We start from the raw sequence: 20,801 nt of genomic DNA on the forward strand, positions 1-20,801 counted from the left end.
GCCGATCAGCGGCAGCAGCTCCCCCGTGCCCACGCCGAAGTGCACCTTGGGCACCTCCGGGCGGGCCAGCCCGTCGAAGACGGCGCGCGAGTGCGGCAGCACCCGCCCGGCGTAGTCGGCCGCGGACAGGACCCCCGCCCAGGAGTCGAAGAGCTGCACGGCGCTGGCGCCGGCGTCGACCTGCACGCGCAGGAACGTCGCGGCGCTGACCGCGAGCCGTTCCAGCAGCCGCTGCCAGGCCGCGGGCTCGGCGTACATGAACGCCTTGGTGCGGGCGTGCTCCTTGGAGGGGCCACCCTCGATCAGATAGGTCGCGAGGGTGAACGGCGCCCCGGCGAAGCCGATCAGCGGCGTGGCACCGAGCTCGGCGACCAGCCGCTGGACGGCGGTGGCCAGGAACTCCAGCCGGTCGGGCTCCAGGGCCGGGAGCGCGTCGACGTCGGCGACGGTGCGCAACGGCGAGGCGATCACCGGGCCGACGCCCGGCTTGATCTCGATGTCGACCCCGGCCACCACCAGGGGCAGCACGATGTCGGAGAAGAGGATCGCCGCGTCGACGCCGTGCCGGCGGACCGGCTGCATCGTGATCTCGGTGACCAGGTCGGGGTCCTGGCAGGCCTGGAGCATCGCGGTGCCCTCACGCAACGCGCGGTACTCCGGCAGCGACCGGCCGGCCTGGCGCATGAACCAGACCGGCGTGCGCGAGACCGGCAGGCCCCTCATCGCCCGGACGAGATCGGAGTCGGCGGCCGGTCCTGCAGCTGTTCCCACGGACGCCGATCCTCCCAGACGTCACCGTGGCCGGCTCTGCCCCTCTCCACCAGGCCCCTCCACCGGGCCGGGGGCAGCGGAGGTCACGGCTGTGCGTCGGCTGGGCGGGGCGGCGCGTCGGGGCGGCCACTCCGGTGGTGGGCGACCTACCCTGCGCACGTGGCTCAGCAGCGCAAGCGCCTCGACGACGGCGCCCCGCCGCCGGAGCGGCCGGCCGCGTTCCAGGCCGCCCTGGAGGCGCTGGCCACGGTGCGCCCACGGCCGGAGGTCGTCGTCGAGCAGATCCCGGCGCCGCAACGACTCGCTCCGTGGTCCTCCGCCATCGGCGTGCGGGTCGCCCACCCCGAGGACGAGGAGGAGGAGCTGGCCAGCGGCCGGTTCATCCTGCTGTACGACCCGGAGGGGCACGACGCCTGGCAGGGCACCACCCGCTGCGTCGGCTACGTCTCGGCCAGCACCGACTCCGACATGGTCGACGACAGCATGTTCTCCGAGGTTGCCTGGAGCTGGCTGACCGACGCGCTGGCCGAGTCCGGGGCCGCCCACCACTCCGTCGGCGGCACGGTCACCCGCACCGCCTCCACCCGCTTCGGTTCGATCGCCGCCCCGGAGCACTCGGTCGACGTCGAGATCCGCGCGTCCTGGACGGCGGAGGGCACCGACCTCGACCGGCACCTCACCGCCTTCCTCGAGGTGCTCGGCGTGGCCGCCGGGCTGCCGCCTCCGGGGATCCGGCTGCTCGCCGCGACCGAGCAGACCGGCCCGGACGACGCCTAGACTCGGCGTCCGTACTCCACTCGGCGTAGTCGGACGTCGGCCGAGTGCGCGGACACGCCGGGCCGCTCGCCAGGTGATCACCCGTTGATCACCTGGTCGTCGGCCCGGTCCGACGACGGGAGGGCCGATGCCCCAGGGCCAGCCGTGGTCCGACGGCGTCCTCTTCGGTCCGCACGCCAGCGCCCTGGTCGTCGACCCGTTCCCGCTCGTCCGGGAGGCCCTGGCCGGCCGGCTGCGCACGCTGGGCGCCCGGGACGTCGAGGAGGCAGCCTCCCTGGAGGAGGCTCGGGTCCGCGCGCACGTGTCCGGCCCGCGGGCACTGTGCGTGCTGGAGGTCGACCTGCCCGAGGTCGAGCCGGAGGCCGCGGGCCGCGGCGGGGACCACGGGCGCGGACTGGAACTGCTCCCCACCCTGCGCACCGAGGGCTGGCCGGTGACCGTCGTGCTGACCTCGGTCACCGACCCGGCCGTCGTCCGTGCAGCCTTCCTGGCCGGGGTGCAGGGCTACCTGCTCAAGACCAGCCCGCTGGCCACGGTGACCGGAGGGCTGCGTGCGTCGCTGTCCGGGGAGGTCTTCGCGGACCCCGGGATCGCCACCAGCCTGGCCCGGGGGCTCACCCGGAGCGGGGTGGAGGAAGCTGTCGGGGAGTTGTCCGCCCGAGAACGGGACATCCTGCGGCTCGTCGCCGACGGGCACACGAACAAGGAGATCGGCGAGAAGGTGGACCTGTCCGCACTGACCGTGAAGAGCCACCTGGCGCGCATCGCGCGCAAGCTGGGCACCGGCGACCGGGCGCACATGGTGGCGCTGGGCCTGCGCTCGGGGGTCATCGAGTGACCACCGACCCGGGCACCGAGGTGCCCACCGACCCCGGGGCGGAGCCCGCCGTCGACGAGGGACCGCCGGCGACCCCGCTGCTCGCCCCGCGCGACGGGCTGCCCCCGGTCGTCGAGACCTCGACCGCACTGGTCGCCTACGCCGACGCCCTGGCCGCCGGCAGCGGCCCGGTCGCCGTGGACGCCGAACGCGCCTCCGGGTACCGCTACGGCCAGAGCGCCTACCTGGTGCAGATCCGCCGGGCCGGCGCCGGCACCGGCCTGATCGACCCGGTGCCGCTGCCGGACCTCACGGCCGTGCAGAGCGCGATCGGCGACGCCGAGTGGGTGCTGCACGCGGCCAACCAGGACCTGCCCTGCCTGGCCGAGCTCGGTCTGGTGCCCGCCCGGCTGTTCGACACCGAGCTCGCCGCCCGGCTGGCCGGGCTCCCCCGGGTCGGGCTGGGCGCCGTCGTCGAGTCGCTGCTGGGCCTCTCGCTGCAGAAGGGCCACTCGGCGGCCGACTGGAGCACCCGCCCGCTGCCCGAGGACTGGCTCGTCTACGCCGCGCTGGACGTCGAGGTGCTGGTGGAGCTCCGGGACGCCCTGGCGGAGATCCTGGAGGAGCAGGGCAAGACCGAGTGGGCCCGGCAGGAGTTCGAGGCGATCCTGGCCGCCGGTCCCCCGGCGCCCAAGGTCGACCCGTGGCGGAAGACCTCCGGTATGCACGGCCTGCGCAATCGTCGCCAGCTGGGCATGCTGCGCGCGCTGTGGCAGGCCCGGGACGACCTCGCCCGGCGGCGCGACATCGCCCCCGGCCGGGTGCTGCCCGACGCCGCCATCGTCTCCGCGGTGCAGGCCGACCCGAAGACCGAGGGCGCGCTGCTGGAGCTCCCGGTGTTCCGGGGGCGGGCGAACCGGAAGCTGGTGAACACGTGGTTCGGCGCGCTGAACCGGGGCCGCGAGCTGCCGGAGGACCAGCTGCCGCCGCACAGCCGCCCCGGTGACGGGCCGCCGCCGGTGAACCGCTGGGGCGACCGCGACCCCGCTGCGGCCGCCCGGCTCAAGGCCGCCCGGGCCGCGCTGGCCCAGGTGTCGGAGCAGTGGTCGGTACCGGTGGAGAACCTGCTCTCCCCCGACCTGGTCCGACGGCTGATGTGGGCGCCGCCCAGGCCGGCCGACGCGGCGGCGGTGGCCGAGGTGCTGCGCGCCGGCGGTGCGCGGGAGTGGCAGGTCGAGCTCACCGGCGGCCTGCTCACCGAGGCGATCGCCGCGGGCTGACCGCCGGTCCGGGGAACGCCGGGCCGTCTCGCCCACCGTGCTCCGCGGGGACGTGCGCAGGGACGACGGCCCGGCCTGCCGTGGGCCGGGCCGTCGTCACGGCATCAGCGTGCCGTGGCCGCCCGACGGCGGGCCAGCGCGTCCACCGATGCGGCCAGCAGCAGCACCCCGCCGGTGATGACGAAGTTCAGGTACGCCGCCACCCCCAGCAGCCCCAGCCCGTTGGCGATGATCGCGATGACCAGGCCACCGAGCAGTGCGTCGCGGGCCCGCCCCCGCCCGCCGAAGAGGCTGGTGCCACCGATGACCGCGGCACCGACCGCGTACAGCAGCGTGTTGCCCGCACCGGCGTCCGGCGTCACCGAGCTCAGCCGCGAGGTGGCGAGGATGCCGCTGATCGCGGCCAGGCTGGAGGAGATGACGAACGCCATCACCCGGATCCGGGTCACGTTGATGCCCGCCCGGCGGGCCGCCTCGGCGTTGCCGCCGACCGCGTACATGTGCCGGCCGAAGCTGGTGCGGGACAGCACGAAGGTGACCACCAGCAGCAGCAGGATGACCAGCGGGATGGCGTACGGGATGCCGGCCAGGTCGACCGCCGCCGACAGCGCCCGGTCCTGGCTCAGGATCCAGGTCACGCCCAGCACCACCACGGCCATGAGCACCACGCGGAGGACGACCAGCACCAGCGGCTGGTGGGCCAGGTCACGGGCCCGCTTGGCCCGCCAGCGCCAGAGCTCGATCGCGGCGTAGCCGACCGCCACCAGCACGGCCAGCGCCCAGCCGACCGCCAGCGGCAGGTTCTCGTTGGCCAGTGCGCGGATCACCGGTTCCCGCACGGGCACGGTGCCGCCCTGGCCGATCAGCCGCAGGGTCACGCCCTGCCAGCCGAGGAACAGCGCCAGGGTCACCACGAACGACGGGATCCCGACCATGCCGACCAGGCTGCCGGTGAACATCCCGATCACCGCACCGGTGACGATCGCGGCGAGCACGGCGACCGGCCAGCCGAACCCGCCCTGCACGAGCAGCTGAGCCAGGACAGCGGAGCAGACTCCGCTGACCACCCCGGCCGACAGGTCGATCTCGCCCAGCAGCAGGACGAAGACCAGGCCCATCGCCAGCACGATGATCGGGGTGGCCTGCACGGCGAGGTTGGCCAGGTTGAGCGGGGTCAGGAACGTGCCCGGCCGCAGCACCGTGAACAGGATGCCGAGGGTGATGATGCCCAGGACGGCCGGCAGCGCCCCCAGGTCACCGCCGCGCAGCTTGTCCAGGTAGCCCCGGACGGCGCCGCCGAGGGTGTTGTCCTGCCGGTCGCCCTCGAAGCCCGCGGCGGGCTTCTGCGGACCGCTCGCCTCGGCGGCGGTCAGTGTGTTGCTCGACATGACGTCCTCTCAGTCCTCGAGGTCTTCGGCCGAGAGGCCCAGGTCACCGGACTGGCCGGAGGTGATGAGCTCGATGACCTGGGTGCGGTCGACCTGGTCGATCGGGACGTCGGCGGCCACCCGGCCCAGGTAGAGCGCCGCCACCCGGTCGGCGACCTCGAACACGTCGACCATGTTGTGGGTGATGAAGACGACGGCGTGGCCGGCGTCGGCCAGCCGGCGGACCAGGTCCAGCACCTGCCGGGTCTGGGCGACCCCCAGCGCGGCGGTCGGCTCGTCGAGGATGACGAGCTTGGACTCCCACAGCACCGCCTTGGCGATGGCGACCGTCTGCCGCTGGCCACCGGAGAGGCTCGACACCAGCTGCCGGACGGACTTCAGCGTGCGGACCGACAGCTTGCCGAGGGTGTCCCGCGCGGCCTCCTCCATGGACTGCTCGTCGAGCAGGATCCCGCGCTTGCGCTCCCGGCCCAGGAACATGTTCTGGACGACGTCGAGGTTGTCGGCGAGCGCGAGGTCCTGGTAGACGACCTCGATCCTCAGCCGGGCGGCGTCCCGGGGGCTGTGCAGGGTGACCTTCTCCCCCTCGAACTCCACCTCGCCCGAGTCGAACGGGTGGATGCCGGCGATGCCCTTGATCAGCGTGCTCTTGCCCGCTCCGTTGTCACCGACCAGCGCGGTGACCTTCCCGGGGTAGACGGTGAGGTGGACGTCGTGCAGCACCTGGACGGCGCCGAAGCTCTTGTCCACCCCGCGCAGTTCGAGGGTGGGCCGGCCGACGGCCGTGGTGCCGTGATCGCGCTCTGGAGCGGACACGTGGGTCCCTTCCTGCCTGGACAGGCCGACAGGGGCGCCCCCCGGAGAGGGCGCCCCTGCTGACGGTGGACTACTGGATGCCGAGCTCGGTGCAGGCGGCGGCGTACTCACCGGTGCACAGGTCGGCGGCGTCGACGAAGCCGTCGTCGACGACCTGCTTGACGTTGTCCCGGAAGACCGAGACCGGGTCCAGCAGCACGGCCGGGACGGTGCGACCACCCTCGACGTCCTCGACCTCGCCGTCGACCTCGGGGCTCTCGCCGTTGACCAGCGCGACCGCGAGGTCGGCCAGAGCGGTGGCCTCCGCCTCGATCGGCTTGTAGACGGTCATGCACTGGTTGCCGGCCAGGATGTTCTGCAGGCCCTCGGTGGTGGCGTCCTGCCCGGTCACCGGCACGGTGCCGGCGACGTTGTTGCGGCCCAGGATGGAGATGACCGCGTTGGCGAGGCCGTCGTTGGCGGCGAGCACGCCCTGGATGTCACCCCCGGCCTGGGTGTACATCTGCTCGAAGATCGTCGCGGCCTGCTGGTTGTCCCACTCGGGCACGGCCTGCTCGGCGACCTGGGTGTACTGGGTCATCGGGTCGAGCACCTCGTGGGCGCCCTCGGAGAACAGCGTGGCGTTGTTGTCGTCCGGCGAGCCGTTGAGGAAGGCGATGTTCGCCGGCTCGTCGCCGAGGCACTGGGCCAGGCCCTCGCCCTGCAGGCGGCCGACCTCGGTGTTGTCGAAGGAGACGTAGTAGTCCGACTCCCCACCGAGGGTGAGCCGGTCGTAGTCGATCGTCTGCACGCCCTGCTGCTCGGCCTGGCGCTGGATGGCGGCACCGGAGGCGGAGTCCAGGTTGGTGATCGCCAGGACGGTCACGCCGCCGGTGATCATCTGCTCGGCGATCGTCGCCATCCGCTGGGCGTCGCCCTGGGCGTTCTGGATGTCGGCCTCGACGCCGGCCTCCTCGAAGGCGGCCTCCAGCAGCGGGCGGTCTGCGCTCTCCCAGCGGGCCGAGGACGCGGTGTCGGGGAGGATCACCCCCACCTTGCCGGCGGCCTCGGCGGCGTCCCCGCCACCGCCGCCGCCGCCGGAGTCGTCGCTGCCGCAGGCGGCCATCGAGAAGACGAGTGAGGCTGCGAGAGCAGTCATCAGGGTGCGCTGTCGCGCCATGTTCGACCTGCCGTTCCGTCGTTGGATCCGGGAGATTTCCGGAAGGGATCGTGTCTGCCTCCAGGTGTGACTGCAAGCACATGCCAGCACTGTTGCCGGACCGTGATTCGGAACGGCCTGGTCACCCCGGCGGGTGTGGAGCCTCCGGTTACCAGCGGGTAACTTCGGGTCGCCGCCTCGCTCGGGCGGCACCGAACCCATCGCGGAGGTCCTGTGTCATCTGCAGAGCGACGACCACGCTCGTTGCGTGAGGTCGTCTTCGTCGACGGCGTCCGCACCCCGTTCGGCAAGGCGGGCCCCACGGGCATCTACGCCGAGACCCGCGCCGACGACCTCGTCGTGCGCTGCATCCGCGAGCTGCTGCGCCGGAACCCGTCGCTGCCGGCCGAGCGGGTGGACGAGGTGGCCATCGCCGCCACCACCCAGATCGGCGACCAGGGCCTGACCATCGGCCGCACCGCCGCGCTGCTGGCCGGGCTGCCGAAGAGCGTGCCCGGCTTCGCGATCGACCGGATGTGCGCCGGGGCGATGACCGCCGTGACCACCACCGCGTCGGGCATCGCCTTCGGCGCCTACGACGTCGCGATCGCCGGCGGGGTCGAGCACATGGGCCACCACCCGATGGGCGAGGGCGTCGACCCGAACCCGCGGTTCGTCAGCGAGAGGATCGTCGACGACTCCGCGCTGGTGATGGGCTCCACCGCGGAGAACCTCCACGACCGGTTCCCGCACCTGACCAAGGAGCGGGCCGACGCGTTCGCGGTGGCCAGCCAGCAGAAGTACGCCGCAGCGGTGGCCGCGGGCCAGATCGGCCCGGAGCTGGTGCCCGTGGCGACCCGCTCGGCCGAGGCCGGCTGGGGCCTGGCCACCGTCGACGAGCCGCCGCGGCCGAACACCACGCTCGAGGGCCTGTCGACGCTGAAGACGCCGTTCCGCCCACACGGTCACGTCACCGCCGGCAACGCCGCCGGGCTGAACGACGGCGCCACCGGGTGCCTGCTCGCCGCCGAGGAGGTCGCCGAGGAGCTGGGGCTCGACGTCGGCATGCGGCTGGTCGGCTTCGGCTTCGCCGGGGTCGAGCCCGAGGTGATGGGCGTGGGCCCGATCCCGTCGACGGAGAAGGCGCTGGCCCGCACCGGGCTGACCATCGACGACATCGGTCTGTTCGAGCTCAACGAGGCCTTCGCCGTCCAGGTGCTGGCGTTCCTGGACCACTTCGGCATCGCCGACGACGACGCGCGGGTCAACCCCTGGGGCGGCGCGATCGCCGTGGGTCACCCGCTGGCCTCCTCGGGCGTGCGGCTCATGACCCAGCTGTCCCGGCAGTTCGCCCAGCGGCCCGACGTGCGCTACGGCCTGACCGCCATGTGCATCGGCATCGGCATGGGCGGCACCGTCATCTGGGAGAACCCGAACTGGGAAGGTGCAGCGAAGTGAGTGCAGTGTTCGCCGACGAGGTCGTCACCGTTGCCAAGGTGCGGTACCTGCGGGTGCCCGGGCTGGCCGGTGAGCTGGCGCTGATCACGCTGGACAACGGGCACGACCACACCCGACCCTCCACGTTCGGCCCCGGCGGGCTCGCCTCGCTGGACACCGCCCTGGACGAGATCGCCGCCCACTCCCCCGCCCCGGCGGCCGTCGCCGTCACCGGGAAGCCGTTCATCTTCGCCGTCGGCGCCGACCTCTCCGGCGTCCCGTCGATCACCTCGGCCGCCGACGCCCGGGAGATCGCCGAGACCGGGCACCGGGTGTTCCGCCGGCTCAAGGAGTCGACGATCCCGACGTTCGCGTTCGTCAACGGCGCGGCGATGGGCGGTGGCCTGGAGCTGGCGCTGCACTGCCACCACCGGACGATCGCCAGCACCGCCGTCGTCGCCTTCCCCGAGGTCTTCCTCGGCCTGGTGCCCGGCTGGGGCGGCACCCAGCTGCTCCCGGAGCTGATCGGCATCGACGCCGCGGTCACCGTGATCGTGGAGAACGCGCTGGCGCAGAACAAGGTGACCCCGGCGCCGAAGGCCGCTCAGCTGGGCATGGCCGACGCGGTGTTCGAGCCGGCCGACTTCCTGGAGCGCTCGCTGGCGTGGGCGGCCGGGGTGCTCAGCGGGGACGTCGCCGTCCGCCGTCCCGAGGTCGACCGGACGGCCTGGGACGACGCGATCTCCCGCGCCCGGCAACTCGTCGCTGCCCGCACCCGCAACGCCTCCCCCGGGGCGCTGCGTGCGGTGGAGCTGCTGGACCTGGCCCGGGCCGGCGACGCCGGCTTCACCACCGGGACGGCGGCCGAGGACGACGCGCTCACCGACCTGCTGATGAGCGACGAGCTGCGGGCCGGCCTGTACGCCTTCGACCTGGTCAACAAGCGGGCCAAGCGCCCCGCCGGTGCGCCGGACCGGAAGCTGGCCCGGAAGGTGACGAAGGTCGGCGTCGTCGGTGCCGGGCTGATGGCCTCCCAGCTGGCGCTGCTGTTCGTGCGCCGGCTCGAGGTGCCCGTGGTGCTCACCGACGTCGACCAGGCCCGCGTCGACAAGGGCGTCGGCTACGTGCACGGCGAACTGGAGAAGCTGGCCGGGCGCGGGCGGCTCTCCCCCGACGCCCTCAACCGGCTGAAGGGCCTGGTCACCGGCTCCCTGGACAAGGGCACCTTCGCCGACGCCGACCTGGTCATCGAGGCGGTGTTCGAGGAGCTGTCGGTCAAGCAGCAGGTGTTCGCCGAGGTGGAGGCGGTGGTGACGCCGGAGTGCGTGCTGGCCACCAACACCTCGGCGCTGTCGGTGACCGAGATGGCCGCGCGGCTGCAGCACCCCGAGCGGGTCGTCGGCCTGCACTTCTTCAACCCGGTCGCGGTCCTGCCGCTGCTGGAGGTGGTGCGCGCCGAGCGCACCGACGACGCCACGCTGGCCACCGCCTTCGCCGTCGGCAAGCAGCTCGGCAAGTCCTGCGTGCTGGTCGCCGACGCCCCGGCGTTCGTCGTGAACCGGCTGCTCACCCGGTTCCTCGGCGAGGTCACCGCGGCCGTGGACGCCGGCACGCCCGTCGCCGTCGCGGAGACGGCGCTGGAGCCGCTGGGCCTGCCGATGACGCCGTTCGAGCTGCTGACGCTGGTCGGTCCGCCGGTCGCGCTGCACGTGGCGGAGCGGATGCACGAGGCGTTCCCCGACCGCTTCGGCGTCGGCGCGGGGCTGCGTCGGATGGTCGAGCTGGGCAAGAGCTCGGTCTTCACCGAGCCCGGCGTCATCGACCCGGAGCTCGCCGGCATCGACGCGGGTGACTCGCCGCTGACCGCCGACGAGCTGCGCTCGCGGGCCGAGCGGGCGCTGGCCGAGGAGATCGGGCTGATGCTCGAGGAGGGCGTCGTCCAGGCCGTGCAGGACATCGACCTGGCGATGCTGCTCGGCGCCGGCTGGCCGTTCTGGCTGGGCGGGATCTCCGCCTACCTGGACCGGGCCGGGGTGTCGGAGGCCGTCACCGGTTCGCGGTTCCTCCCCAGGGGCGTGGCCTCGCTCCCCGCCTGAGGTCGGACCCCCTGGGATCAGGTCACCTGGTCCCAGGGGCGCCTACCTGGTGGCAGACCGCGCGGTAGGTGCCCACACGACCAGGTCACCTGATCCTGGGGGTGCCGCCGCGGAAGGCGGTCAGCGGAACTTGTGGGTGAGGCTGTCCATCGTGCGGTCCACCGAGGCGATCTTCACGTGCGAGATGCCGGCCTTCGCGCCGGCGGCGATCATCGCGTCGTGCGCGGCCCGCAGGGTCGCCCACACCGTGTCGGCGTCACCCTCCAGCGTGGTGCCCAGCGCGCCGACCTCGGAGCGCAGCCCGGAGGCCTGGATCACCCGGATCGCCGCCTCGACGAAGGCGTGCGGGTCGTCCGGCGTGCCGGGTGGCGACGGTGCGACCTGGATCTCGGCGATGACCTGATCGGTCACTGCTGACCCTCGGCACCCTCGGGCTGCGGCTCGGTCGTCGCCGCGGCGCGATCGGCGACCCGGGCGGCCCACTCGACGATGCGGCGGGCGACGTCCTGCTCGGTGAGGCCGACGTCGGCCAGCACCTGACCCCGGCTGCCGTGCTCGAAGAACTGCTGCGGCAGGCCGAGCGTGCGCACCGGCACGTCGCAGTCGGCGTCCTGCAGTGCCTGCGACAGCAGCGTGCCCACCCCGCCGGCCCGGCCGCCGTCCTCGACGGTGACCACCAGCCGGTGCTCGCCGGCCAGCGCGACCAGCTCGTCGGCGACCGGCATCACCCAGCGCGGGTCGACGACGGTGACCTCGATGCCGTGGTCGGCGGCGCGCTCGGCGACCGCCAGGCACATCGGCACCAGGGAGCCGACGGCGACCAGCAGCACCTCGGGGGCCGCCCCCCGGCGCAGCACGTCGACCCGGCCGCGCCGCTCGAGCGCCGGCACCTCCGGCGGCAGCGCGCCCTTCGGGAAGCGGATGACGGTGGGCCCGTCGGAGACCTGCACCGACTCGCGGAGCGCCTCGCGCATCGTCGCCTCGTCCCGCGGCGCCGCCAGCTGCAGCCCCGGGACGATCGAGCAGATCGACATGTCCCACATGCCGTTGTGCGAGGCGCCGTCGGAGCCGGTCACGCCGGCCCGGTCGAGCACCAGGGTGACCGGCTGGCCGTGCAGCGCGACGTCCATCAGCAGCTGGTCGAAGGCGCGGTTCAGGAAGGTCGAGTAGATGGCGACGACGGGGTGCAGGCCGCCCATCGCGAGCCCGGCGGCCGAGGTGAGCGCGTGCTGCTCGGCGATGCCGACGTCGTAGGTGCGCTCCGGGAACCGCTCGGCGAACGGCGCGAGCCCGGTGGGGTGCAGCATCGCCGCGGTGATCGCCACGACGTCGGAGCGCTCGGTGCCGATCCGCACCAGCTCGTCGGCGAAGACGTCGGTCCACTCCGGGCCCTTGGCGGCCGAGGAGAGCCCGCTGTCGGGCTCGAAGACCCCGGTGGAGTGCCAGGCGTCGATCGTGTCGGTCTCCGCCGGCGGGTAGCCGAAGCCCTTGGTCGTGACGGCGTGCACGATGACCGGCCCACCGAAGGAGCGGGCCCGGCGCAGCGCCGACTCCATCATCTCCACGTCGTGGCCGTCGACCGGGCCGACGTACTTCATGCCGAGGTCCTCGAACATGCCCTGCGGGGCCAGGACGTCCTTGAGCCCCTTCTTGATCGCGTGCAGGGCGTCGTAGAGCTTCGTGCCGACGACGGGTGCCCGGTGCAGGGCCTGGCGGACGGCGGCCAGCGCCTCCTCGTAGCCCGGGCGGAGCCGCAGCGTCGCGAGCGCGTCGGCCACCCCACCGATCGTCGGGGAGTAGGAGCGGCCGTTGTCGTTGACGACGATGACGACGGGGCGGTCCTGCGCGGCGGCGATGTTGTTCAGCGCCTCCCAGGCCATGCCACCGGTGAGCGCGCCGTCGCCGATCACCGCGACCACGGGGCGGACGTCACCGCGGACGGCGAACGCCTTGGCCAGCCCGTCGGCGTAGGACAGCGACGTCGAGGCGTGGCTGTTCTCCACCCAGTCGTGCTCGCTCTCGGCCCGGCTGGGGTAGCCGGACAACCCGTCCCGCTGGCGGAGCTGGGCGAAGCCGTCGAGCCGGCCGGTGAGCAGCTTGTGCACGTAGGCCTGGTGCCCGGTGTCGAAGATGACCGGCTCGCGCGGGGACTCGAAGACCCGGTGGACGGCGATGGTCAGCTCGACCGCGCCGAGGTTGGGCCCCAGGTGGCCGCCGGTCTTGGCGACCGCGGCCACCAGCGCGTCGCGGATCTCGCCGGCCAGCACCGGCAGCTGGTCGGGGCGCAGTGCCCGGAGGTCGGCGGGCCCGGTCAACGAGCTGAGCAACGACACGACGGGGCAGGGTCCTCTCGACGTCGGCGGCGTCCGGTGGGGCGCAACCGGTGAAACCCCACTGTAACGGCGAACCGGCGACCTGCCCTCTGGGCAGCGGACCTAGAGCCGGGGCACCCAGCGTTCGCCGCGCAACGCCCCGGCGACCACCTCGACCCCGCGTGCGGCCCGGGTGAGCCGGGCGCCCTCCCGCTCGTAGGCGCTGATCGCCGCCTCCATCGCCTCCGGCGGCAGCTGGTCGGCGAGCTCCACCCGCACGGTGCGCCAGCCGGCCCGCGCCGCCTCGAGCCCCGCGGCGACGTGGTCACCGGCGAACCGGGCCAGCAGCACCGGGTAACGCCGGAGCACCTCGTGGGACCGGTAGTCCGGTGGCACGAGGTCGAACAGCCAGCTGACCGCGGTCCGCTCCCAGTCCGGGGCGCCGGGCGGCCAGACCTCGTCCGGCCAGCCCGGGGGCAGTGCGACGTCCACCCGGTCAGTGTGCGCGGACATCGCGGCGACCTCGACCGCGGATCGCACGTGTGTTCGAAGCGTGACCTGTCGGTGCCCGGCGCCGACCACCACGACCGAGTGAGGCGGACCCGATCCCAGTACGGGAGACGCTTCCAGCCGCCGATGACAGTCGTGACCCAGGACACACGGATCGACCGACAGGCCGACCTGGGGACGCCTGATCCGCACGCACTCGGCAGCACTGGAGGCACTGACGTGACCACCTACCGCAACGTCCGCGCCCTGCTCACCGAAGCCGTGCACGAGGCGTTCCTGCTCGCCGACTTCCTCATCCGCAAGGCCGACGACCGGTGGGTGCTGCCGCGCGAGGACGCCGCTCGCAGCCCGCTCTGACCCGCTCGCCTACGCCCTGACCAGCAGGGCCACGCACTCCACGTGGGCGGTCATCGGAAAGCAGTCGAACGCCCGCAGGTCCGCCAGCCGGTAGCCCGCCTGCCCGAACGCGGCGACGTCGCGAGCCAGGGACGCCGGGTCGCAGGCCACGTAGACCACGGCGCGGGCCCCGGCACCGGCGAGCACCCGGCTGACGTCCTGCCCGGCACCCGCCCGCGGCGGGTCCAGCACGACGACGTCCGGCCGGCCGAGGTCACCGAGCAGCTCGGTGAGCCCGGCAGCGTCCACGTCGCCCTGCCAGACCTCGGCCTGCGGCAGGTCGGCGAGGTTCGCGTCGGCAGCGGCGCAGGCCGCGGCGTCGGACTCCACGCAGACCACCCGGCCCGCGGCGCCCACCCCGGGCGCCAGCGCCCCACCGAACAGGCCGGCCCCGGCGTAGAGGTCCAGCACCGTCTCCCCCGGCTGCACCGCGGCGAAGCCGAGGACGGCGCCCACCAGTGCGTCGGCGGCGGCCGGGTGCACCTGCCAGAAACCGGTGCCCTCGACCTCCCAGTCCCGGCCACCGGCGGTCCGCTGCGCCCGCCCGGCCGGCTCCTCGGGCACCTCGGCGCCGGGCCGCAGCACCTGGGTCTCCAGCGGCCGGCCGCGGCGGTCCAGCGTCGTCGTCGTCACCACACCGGCCGAGTCGAGGGCGACGTCCACGGCACCGGCGTCCAACCAGCGCCGGGCCAGCACCGCCTGGGCAGCGGGCTCGGCGGTGATCGGGCAGTCGTCGAGCGGGACGACGTCGTGCGAGCGGTGCCGGCGCAACCCGGGCGAGCCCGTGCGGTCGACGGCGAACCGCGCCCGGGACCGCCAGCGCAGCGGCCCACCGGGCAGCGCCTCGACGGTGACGTCGACGTCCAGCCCGGCGAGCCGGGACAGCTGCTCGCGGACGACGTCGGCCTTGAGCCCGAGCTGGCCGGCGTGGCTGACGTGCTGCCAGTCGCACCCCCCGCACCGCCCGGGGCCGCTGTACGGGCACGGCCGCTCCACCCGGTCCGGCGCCGGCTCCAGCACCTCGACGGCGTCGCCGCGGCAGAAGCCCTTCTGCCGGTTCTCGGTCACCTCGACGACCACCCGCTCGCCGGGCAGCGTGTGCCGGACGAAGACGACGCGGCCCTCGTGCCGGGCCACGCAGTGCCCACCGTGCGCGACCGGGCCGACGGTCACCTCGAAGCGCCGGCCCACCCAGCCGCCGCCGGAGTCGGGGGCCTGGCGCTGCGGGCGGGCGGCAGGACGGCGACGGCGCTCAGCCATAGGGGGTCTGCTCGGCCTCGGAGGTCAGTCCACGTCGCAGGTCGCCAGGGGTCGGGCCGCCGCCGTTCCCGCCGTCGCGGTCGTGCGAGCCCTCCAGCTGCCACGGCACGCTGGTGATCATCACCCCGGGCAGGAACTGCAGTCGGGTGCGCAGTCGCAGCGCGCTCTGGTTGTGCAGCAGGTTCTCCCACCAGTGGCCCAGCACGTACTGCGGCACGAAGACCACGACCAGGTCCCTCGGGCCGGCGCGCCGGATGTCCTTGACGAAGTCCAGGACGGGGCGGGTGATCTCCCGGTACGGCGACTCCAGCACGGTCAGCGGCAGCGGGATGTCGTAGCGCTCCCAGTCCCGCTGGAGTGCGCGGGTGTCTGCGTCGTCCACGTTGACCGTCAGCGCGGTCAGGACATCGGGCCTGGTCGCGCGGGCGAAGGCCAGCGCCCGCAGCGTTGGCTTGTGCACCTTGGACACCAGGACGACCGCGTGCACCCTGCTCGGCTTGGTCCGCGCGTCGCTGTCGGGCACCAGCTGCGCGGCCACCTGCGAGTAGTGCCGGTTGATCCCGCGCATCAGCAGGAAGATCACCGGCATCGCGGCGAGCACGATCCACGCCCCGCCGGTGAACTTGGTGACCACGACGATGAACAGGACGACGCTGGTCAGCGTGCCGCCGACGGCGTTGATCAGCCGGGAGCGCTGCATGCGACCGCGGGCGACGGGCTCGGTCTCGCTGCGCAGCTCGCGGTTCCAGTGCCGCACCATGCCCCACTGGCCGATCGAGAAGCTGGTGAAGACGCCCACGATGTACATCTGGATCAGCTGGGTGGAGTCGGCCTCGAAGACGATCAGCAGCAGGATCGCGAAGCCGGCGAGCAGCAGGATCCCGTTGCTGTAGACCAGCTTGTCGCCGCGGGTGTGCAGCTGTCGGGGCATGAACCGGTCCTGCGCGAGCACCGAGCCCAGCAGCGGGAAGCCGTTGAACGCCGTGTTGGCCGCCAGGATCAGCACCAGCGCCGTCGCCGCCTGGACGAGGTAGAAGCCGATGGAGTCCGCGCCGCCGAAGGTCGCCGCCGCCACCTGCGCGATCACGGTCCGCTGCGGCTGGTTCTCGCAGTCGAAGCCCACCAGGTCGCAGGCGTTCTCCACGTACTTCACGTCCGCCAGCAGGGCCATCGCCGTGACACCGGCGAACATCGTGGCCGCGATGCCGCCCATCAGCGCCAGCGTCGTCGCCGCGTTCCGGCTCTTCGGTGGGCGGAACGCCGGCACACCGTTGGCGATCGCCTCCACCCCGGTGAGCGCCGTGCACCCGGAGGCGAAGGCCCGCAGCACGAAGAAGATCAGCGCCAGGCCGGTCACCTGCTCGTAGCCCGGTTCGGGCTGGATCGCGTAGCCCGCGCTCTCGGCCACCACGTCGCCGCCGGTGACGAGCTCCCGGATCAGCCCGGTGCCGATCATCACCAGGATGCAGGCGATGAACGCGTACGTCGGGAAGGCGAAGGTCTTCCCCGACTCCCGCACCCCGCGCAGGTTCACCGCCACGAGCAGGGCCACCAGCCCGACGGAGATGAGGACCCGGTGCTCGGCGAGCTCCGGGAACGCGGAGATGATGTTGTCCGTGCCGGAGCTGACCGACACCGCGACGGTGAGCACGTAGTCGACGAGCAGCGCGCTGGCGACGACCAGGCCGGCGAACTGGCCGTGGTTCTTCATCGCCACCTCGTAGTCGCCGCCGCCCGAGGGGTAGGCGTGCACCACCTGGCGGTAGGAGAGGACGACGACGGTCAGCAGCAGGACCACGAGCGCGGCCAGCCACGGGGTGAGGAAGAGGAACGTCGTCCCGGCCAGCGTCAGGAAGATGAGGATCTCCTGCGTCGCGTAGGCGACGGAGGAGAGCGGGTCGCTGGCGAAGATCGGCAGTGCGAGGTGCTTGGGCAGCAACGACTCACCGGCGCGGTCGCTGCGGACCGGCCGGCCGAGGACGAGTCGTTTCGGGAGTTGTCCGAGGTCGGACAGGCTTGGCACGGCGGCGATGGTACGGACGCTCAGCCCGCCGTTGGGGCGGAACGGGGCGACCTCACTCACACGAGCTGCGCACTCGGCGATCCGGCCCCCGCTGTGCCACGACGGCCCCGCTTCGGGTGTACGTTCGCGCGCTGTACGCCTCGGCGGTCCGCAGGGGCGGCACGGATGCAGCAGACGGGGTGGGACACAGGTGCACGTGGTCGTGATGGGCTGCGGCCGCGTCGGCTCGGCGATCGCCCGGCGACTCGAGGTGATCGGCCACAGCGTCGCGGTGATCGACCAGGACCCCGAGGCCTTCCGCCGGCTCGGTCCCGAGTTCGGCGGCCGCCAGGTGACCGGGCTCGGCTTCGACCGGCAGACCCTGCTGGACGCCGGCATCGACTCCGCCGGGGCGTTCGCCGCCGTGAGCAGCGGGGACAACTCCAACATCATCGGCGCCCGCGTCGCCCGTGAGACGTTCGGCGTCGAGCACGTCGTCGCCCGGATCTACGACTCCAAGCGGGCCGAGGTGTACGAGCGGATGGGCATCCCCAGCGTCGCCACCGTGCCGTGGACGGTCGGCCGGCTGATGCGGGAACTGCTCTCGGTGAAGGTGACCGAGATCTGGCGGGAGCCCACCGGCAAGGTGCTGCTCATGCGGATCACCGTCACCGACGGCTGGGTCGGCCGGCCGCTGGCCGAGCTGGAGAAGGCCTCCGGTGCCCGGGCGGCCTGGCTGGTGCGCTTCGGTGAGGCGCAGCTCATCACCCCGACCACGGTGCTGCAGACGGGCGACCACCTCGTCGTCGCCGCCACCGACGACCTCACCGAGCGGGTGCACCAGGCCGTCGAGCAGGGGCACACCGGAGGGCAGCGCTGATGCGCGTCGCCATCGTCGGGGCCGGCGCGGTCGGCCGGTCCATCGCCACCGAACTGCTGGGCAACGGCCACGCCGTGATGCTCATCGAGAAGAACGGCTCCCGGGTCAAGCCCCGGGCGGTGCCGGGCGCCGAGTGGGTCCAGGCCGACGCCTGTGAGGTCTCCTCCCTGGAGGAGGCCCAGCTGGCCACCTGCGACGTGGTCATCGCCGCCACCGGTGACGACAAGGCCAACCTGGTCGTCTCGCTGCTGGCCAAGACCGAGTTCGCGGTGGCCCGCGTGGTGGCCCGGGTCAAGGACCCACGCAACGAGTGGCTCTACACCGAGTCGTGGGGCGTGGACGTCGCCGTCTCGACTCCCCGGGTGCTCGCCGCCCTGGTGGAGGAGGCGGTCACGGTGGGCGACGTCGTCCGGCTGATGAGCTTCCGCAAGGGCGCGGCGAACCTGGTCGAGATCACCCTCGCCGACGACACCCCGTGGGTGGGCCGGCCGGTGCGCGAGGTGCCGCTGCCCCGGGAGACCGTGCTGACCACCATCCTGCGTGGCGACCGCGTCATCGCCCCCGACCCCGACGAGCCGCTGGAGGCCGGGGACGAACTGCTGTTCGTCGCCCACGGCGACATCGAGGAGCAGCTGCAGACGATCATGTGCCCCGACGGGAGCTGTTGAGCGACCCACCCGCAGCGGGGGCCGTCAGGTGGTGGGGCGGTCCTCGGACTCCGCCGTGTCCTCGACGAGCGGCGGCTCGGAGCGGTGCCGGTGCAGCCGGGCCACCACCCACAGGGTGACCACGAGCTGGGCCGCGGTCAGCGGCAGGCCCAGCACCAGCGAGGACGTCGCCAGCAGCTCGACCTCGTCGCGCAGGTAGAAGAACCCCTGGACGGCGGCCCGCAGCAGGAACACCGCCGCCCACAGCACGGTCAGCCAGCTGTAGGCCCGCAGCATCCGCGGGTCCTCGCGCCAGTGCCGCTCCGGCTCGGGGTCCGGAGCCCGGGCGCCGGACACCACCGGCACGGTGGCGCCCCCCTCCACCGGCACGGGCGTCGCGGCTGGGTCCCGGCGCGCGCGACCGCGCAGCGACGGCAGCCGGTGGGCGGACATCGCCCCGAGGTGGCTCGGCGCCAGGAACTCGGCGATCACCCCCACCAGCGGACGGCGGAAGAGGATCGAGCCGAGCAGGATCACGGCTATCGCGGCGCCGCGCACGATGCCCAGCACGAAGAAGTCCCGGGCCTGCCCGGAGTACGCGGTGATCGCCACGGCCACGGCGACGGCGAACAGCCCGCTGACGGCCTGCTGGATGCCCTCCCGGCGGACCAACCGCAGCAGGAAGACCAGCACCGCCGCGACCAGGGCCGCCCAGATGCCGACGGTCAGGCCGCCCACGGAGTTGGCCACGATGAACGCGATCGTGGGCAGCGAGGCGTCGACCATGCCGCGCCAGCCACCCAGCTGGTCCAGCACCAGGTGCCGGTCGAACGTCACTCCCCCGCGGTCGGGCTCGCTCACCACTGGGTCCCGTCGGGCCGTCCGGTCATGCCCGCACCGACGACCGGGTCACCCGGCGCTCAGCTCGTACCAGGGGTTGTAGATGACCTGCCGGCCCTCGAAGGCCGCGAAGCGCCCGCGTGCGGTGAGCCGGCGGCCGGGCTCGATGCCCGGGATCCGGCGGCGGCCCAGCCAGACCAGCGTGACCGACCCGGAACCGTCGAAGAGCTCGGCCTCCAGGGTGGGCACCGTCTCGCGCGGGGTGTAGACGACCGACTTCAGCCGACCGGTGACCGTCACGACCTCGCCCTTGCGGCAGGCGCTGACCGCCGAGCAGCCGGCGGACGCCACCCCGGAGCGGAGTTCCTGGGCGTCCACGGTCCGGTCGTCGGCGGTGAGCTTCTGGAGCTTGCGGGACAGCCAGCCCCGCGCACCGGGCTCCGTGGAGGCACCGGTCCTGGTCTCGGTCACGATCCCAGGGTAGTGCCGCCGGCGGCCGCTGTCCGACGGTCGGCCAGCCAGTCCACGGTGCGTCGCCAGGCCACACCGGAGACGTCGATCACGGCCATGTGGTCACCGGGGACGACCACCACCTCGACCGTGTCCCCGAGCGCGGCCGCGGCGGCGGCGAACCGCCGGCTCTGGTCCAGCGGCACGGAGGTGTCCTCCTCCCCGTGCACGCACAGGACCGGCACCCCGGTCGGCAGCAGCCGCACCGGGTCCGCCGCGGCGTACCGGTCGGGCAGCTCCGCCGGCGTGCCGCCGAGGAAGCCGGCCGTGGCCCCGTCCCCGAGATCGGCGGCGACCGCCGCACCCAGGTCCAGCACACCGGCCTGGGCGACGACTGCGCTGACCGGCACCCGCGGGTCGGCCCCCGGCGCCCCGGCGGGCAACCGGCCGCGGCCCGCGGTCCACGCCGCGAGGTGCCCGCCCGCGGAGTGGCCCAGGACGGTGACGTCACCGAGGTCCAGGCGCGCCGCGGACGGCACGTCGGGAAGGGCGTCCACCGCAGCGGCGACGTCCTGGAGCGTGGTGGGCCAGCCCCCACCGGCACCGACCCGGCGGTACTCCACGGCCACCGCGGCCCAGCCTCGGGCGGCGAGGTCGGCGGCCAGCGGACGGGCCAGCTCGATGCCGTAGCGGGCCCGCCAGAAGCCGCCGTGCACCACCACCACGACGGGCGCCGGGCCGTCGCCGGCCGGCAGGGAGACCTCCAGGAACTGGTCGGGCCCGGGGCCGTAGTCGTGCCGGACGGGCTCGGTCACCCGACGGTCCCGGGCTCGGTGGGCGGCGCAGCGGGCGGTCGACTGGTCGGCGGCGTGGCCGGCGGCGGCGCGACCGGAGACGCGGCCGGCGGCGTCGTCGGAGGTGCTGCCGGTGCGGCGGGTCGGCGGGCGGTCGGCCGCGGGGCCTGGCCCGCGGCCTGCCGGCGGG

The 20,801-nt window shown here is 73.7% G+C and carries 20 protein-coding genes; 8 read left to right on the forward strand and 12 right to left on the reverse strand.

Annotation, left to right across the window (positions count from 1 at the left end):
• The coding region (locus IN07_RS19245; RefSeq protein WP_231558475.1) for a uroporphyrinogen decarboxylase family protein at positions 1–723 on the reverse strand (723 nt) is incomplete at its 3' end.
• A gap of 207 nt (positions 724–930) precedes the next feature.
• On the opposite strand from IN07_RS19245, the gene IN07_RS19250 reads away from it, so the two are divergent.
• The 3 genes from IN07_RS19250 (at position 931) to IN07_RS19260 (ending at position 3,645) form a co-directional block, all read left to right on the forward strand.
• Positions 931–1,548, forward strand: a complete 618-nt coding sequence (locus tag IN07_RS19250; protein WP_036338802.1) for a DUF3000 domain-containing protein — start codon at positions 931–933, stop codon at positions 1,546–1,548.
• A 127-nt stretch (positions 1,549–1,675) separates the two neighbouring features.
• Positions 1,676–2,386, forward strand: coding sequence for a LuxR C-terminal-related transcriptional regulator (locus IN07_RS19255; RefSeq protein WP_036338804.1), 711 nt, complete (start codon positions 1,676–1,678; stop codon positions 2,384–2,386).
• The gene (locus IN07_RS19260; RefSeq protein WP_036338807.1) at positions 2,383–3,645 is read left to right on the forward strand and encodes a ribonuclease D; all 1,263 of its coding nucleotides are present in this window, start codon (positions 2,383–2,385) and stop codon (positions 3,643–3,645) included. Before IN07_RS19255 ends, IN07_RS19260 begins: the two co-directional genes overlap by 4 nt.
• Before the next feature lie 104 nt (positions 3,646–3,749).
• On the opposite strand, the gene IN07_RS19265 is transcribed toward IN07_RS19260, so the two are convergent.
• The 3 genes from IN07_RS19265 to IN07_RS19275 all read right to left on the reverse strand — a co-directional run bounded on the left by IN07_RS19265 (position 3,750) and on the right by IN07_RS19275 (position 6,987).
• Positions 3,750–5,033 carry a sugar ABC transporter permease gene (locus IN07_RS19265; protein ID WP_036338809.1) on the reverse strand — a complete coding sequence of 428 codons (1,284 nt, stop codon included), beginning with the start codon at positions 5,031–5,033 and terminating at the stop codon, positions 3,750–3,752.
• 9 nt (positions 5,034–5,042) lie between these two features.
• Positions 5,043–5,849 carry an ATP-binding cassette domain-containing protein gene (locus IN07_RS19270; RefSeq protein WP_052091503.1) on the reverse strand — a complete coding sequence of 269 codons (807 nt, stop codon included), beginning with the start codon at positions 5,847–5,849 and terminating at the stop codon, positions 5,043–5,045.
• A 70-nt stretch (positions 5,850–5,919) separates the two neighbouring features.
• On the reverse strand, positions 5,920–6,987 hold the full coding sequence (locus IN07_RS19275; protein ID WP_231558476.1) for a sugar ABC transporter substrate-binding protein: 1,068 nt from the start codon (positions 6,985–6,987) through the stop codon (positions 5,920–5,922).
• 234 nt (positions 6,988–7,221) lie between these two features.
• Here IN07_RS19275 and IN07_RS19280 point away from each other — a divergent pair, with 234 nt between their 5' ends.
• Together IN07_RS19280 and IN07_RS19285 are read left to right on the forward strand one after the other, a co-directional pair.
• Positions 7,222–8,445, forward strand: a complete 1,224-nt coding sequence (locus IN07_RS19280; protein WP_036338815.1) for a thiolase family protein — start codon at positions 7,222–7,224, stop codon at positions 8,443–8,445.
• Positions 8,442–10,520, forward strand: coding sequence for a 3-hydroxyacyl-CoA dehydrogenase NAD-binding domain-containing protein (locus tag IN07_RS19285; protein ID WP_081975552.1), 2,079 nt, complete (start codon positions 8,442–8,444; stop codon positions 10,518–10,520). Before IN07_RS19280 ends, IN07_RS19285 begins: the two co-directional genes overlap by 4 nt.
• 120 nt (positions 10,521–10,640) lie before the next feature.
• Here IN07_RS19285 and IN07_RS19290 read toward each other — a convergent pair whose 3' ends face one another.
• The 3 genes from IN07_RS19290 to IN07_RS19300 all read right to left on the reverse strand — a co-directional run bounded on the left by IN07_RS19290 (position 10,641) and on the right by IN07_RS19300 (position 13,345).
• Positions 10,641–10,931 (reverse strand): thiamine-binding protein, encoded by a 291-nt coding sequence (locus tag IN07_RS19290; protein ID WP_063124225.1) that lies wholly within the window; start codon positions 10,929–10,931, stop codon positions 10,641–10,643.
• Positions 10,928–12,853, reverse strand: a complete 1,926-nt coding sequence (gene dxs / locus IN07_RS19295) for a 1-deoxy-D-xylulose-5-phosphate synthase (RefSeq protein WP_036338818.1) — start codon at positions 12,851–12,853, stop codon at positions 10,928–10,930. The genes IN07_RS19290 and dxs overlap by 4 nt, the downstream gene beginning before the upstream one ends.
• 102 nt (positions 12,854–12,955) lie before the next feature.
• The gene (locus tag IN07_RS19300) at positions 12,956–13,345 is read right to left on the reverse strand and encodes a hypothetical protein (RefSeq protein ID WP_036339066.1); all 390 of its coding nucleotides are present in this window, start codon (positions 13,343–13,345) and stop codon (positions 12,956–12,958) included.
• Positions 13,346–13,561: 216 nt separating this feature from the next.
• Between IN07_RS19300 and IN07_RS25430 the strand changes: the two genes are divergently transcribed.
• Positions 13,562–13,699 carry a hypothetical protein gene (locus IN07_RS25430; RefSeq protein ID WP_156119282.1) on the forward strand — a complete coding sequence of 46 codons (138 nt, stop codon included), beginning with the start codon at positions 13,562–13,564 and terminating at the stop codon, positions 13,697–13,699.
• Between the two features lie 9 nt (positions 13,700–13,708).
• On the opposite strand, the gene IN07_RS19310 is transcribed toward IN07_RS25430, so the two are convergent.
• Complete coding sequence (locus IN07_RS19310; protein ID WP_081975553.1) at positions 13,709–14,998, reverse strand: class I SAM-dependent RNA methyltransferase; 1,290 nt, start codon at positions 14,996–14,998, stop codon at positions 13,709–13,711.
• Positions 14,991–17,021: an APC family permease gene (locus IN07_RS19315; RefSeq protein WP_036339072.1), complete on the reverse strand. Its 2,031-nt coding sequence runs from the start codon at positions 17,019–17,021 to the stop codon at positions 14,991–14,993. The genes IN07_RS19310 and IN07_RS19315 overlap by 8 nt, the downstream gene beginning before the upstream one ends.
• Positions 17,022–17,211: 190 nt before the next feature.
• Between IN07_RS19315 and IN07_RS19320 the strand changes: the two genes are divergently transcribed.
• Together IN07_RS19320 and IN07_RS19325 are read left to right on the forward strand one after the other, a co-directional pair.
• Positions 17,212–17,880: a potassium channel family protein gene (locus tag IN07_RS19320; RefSeq protein ID WP_036338823.1), complete on the forward strand. Its 669-nt coding sequence runs from the start codon at positions 17,212–17,214 to the stop codon at positions 17,878–17,880.
• Entirely contained in the window at positions 17,880–18,548 is a 669-nt protein-coding gene (locus IN07_RS19325) for a potassium channel family protein (protein ID WP_036338825.1), read from the forward strand. Before IN07_RS19320 ends, IN07_RS19325 begins: the two co-directional genes overlap by 1 nt.
• Positions 18,549–18,572: 24 nt before the next feature.
• Here IN07_RS19325 and IN07_RS19330 read toward each other — a convergent pair whose 3' ends face one another.
• The 3 genes from IN07_RS19330 to IN07_RS19340 form a co-directional block, all read right to left on the reverse strand.
• Positions 18,573–19,388, reverse strand: coding sequence for a DUF3159 domain-containing protein (locus IN07_RS19330; RefSeq protein ID WP_231558477.1), 816 nt, complete (start codon positions 19,386–19,388; stop codon positions 18,573–18,575).
• A 48-nt stretch (positions 19,389–19,436) separates the two neighbouring features.
• A complete protein-coding gene (locus IN07_RS19335) occupies positions 19,437–19,838 on the reverse strand; it encodes an OB-fold nucleic acid binding domain-containing protein (protein WP_052091504.1) in 402 nt (133 codons plus the stop codon).
• Positions 19,835–20,801: alpha/beta fold hydrolase (locus IN07_RS19340; RefSeq protein WP_231558478.1), on the reverse strand; the 967-nt coding region annotated here is incomplete at its 5' end. The genes IN07_RS19340 and IN07_RS19335, both read right to left, overlap by 4 nt.

The sequence above is a fragment of the Modestobacter caceresii genome, assembly GCF_000761485.1.
Lineage (GTDB): Bacteria > Actinomycetota > Actinomycetes > Mycobacteriales > Geodermatophilaceae > Modestobacter > Modestobacter caceresii.

Excerpts from the sequence above, each read along its gene's own strand:
- IN07_RS19255 (WP_036338804.1), top strand. The coding sequence starts at position 1,676 with ATGCCCCAGGGCCAGCCGTGGTCCGACGGCGTCCTCTTCGGTCCGCAC.
- IN07_RS19265 (WP_036338809.1), bottom strand. The coding sequence starts at position 5,033 with ATGTCGAGCAACACACTGACCGCCGCCGAGGCGAGCGGTCCGCAGAAG.
- IN07_RS19275 (WP_231558476.1), bottom strand. The coding sequence starts at position 6,987 with ATGACTGCTCTCGCAGCCTCACTCGTCTTCTCGATGGCCGCCTGCGGC.
- IN07_RS19300 (WP_036339066.1), bottom strand. The coding sequence starts at position 13,345 with ATGTCCGCGCACACTGACCGGGTGGACGTCGCACTGCCCCCGGGCTGG.
- IN07_RS19310 (WP_081975553.1), bottom strand. The coding sequence starts at position 14,998 with ATGGCTGAGCGCCGTCGCCGTCCTGCCGCCCGCCCGCAGCGCCAGGCC.
- IN07_RS19325 (WP_036338825.1), top strand. The coding sequence starts at position 17,880 with ATGCGCGTCGCCATCGTCGGGGCCGGCGCGGTCGGCCGGTCCATCGCC.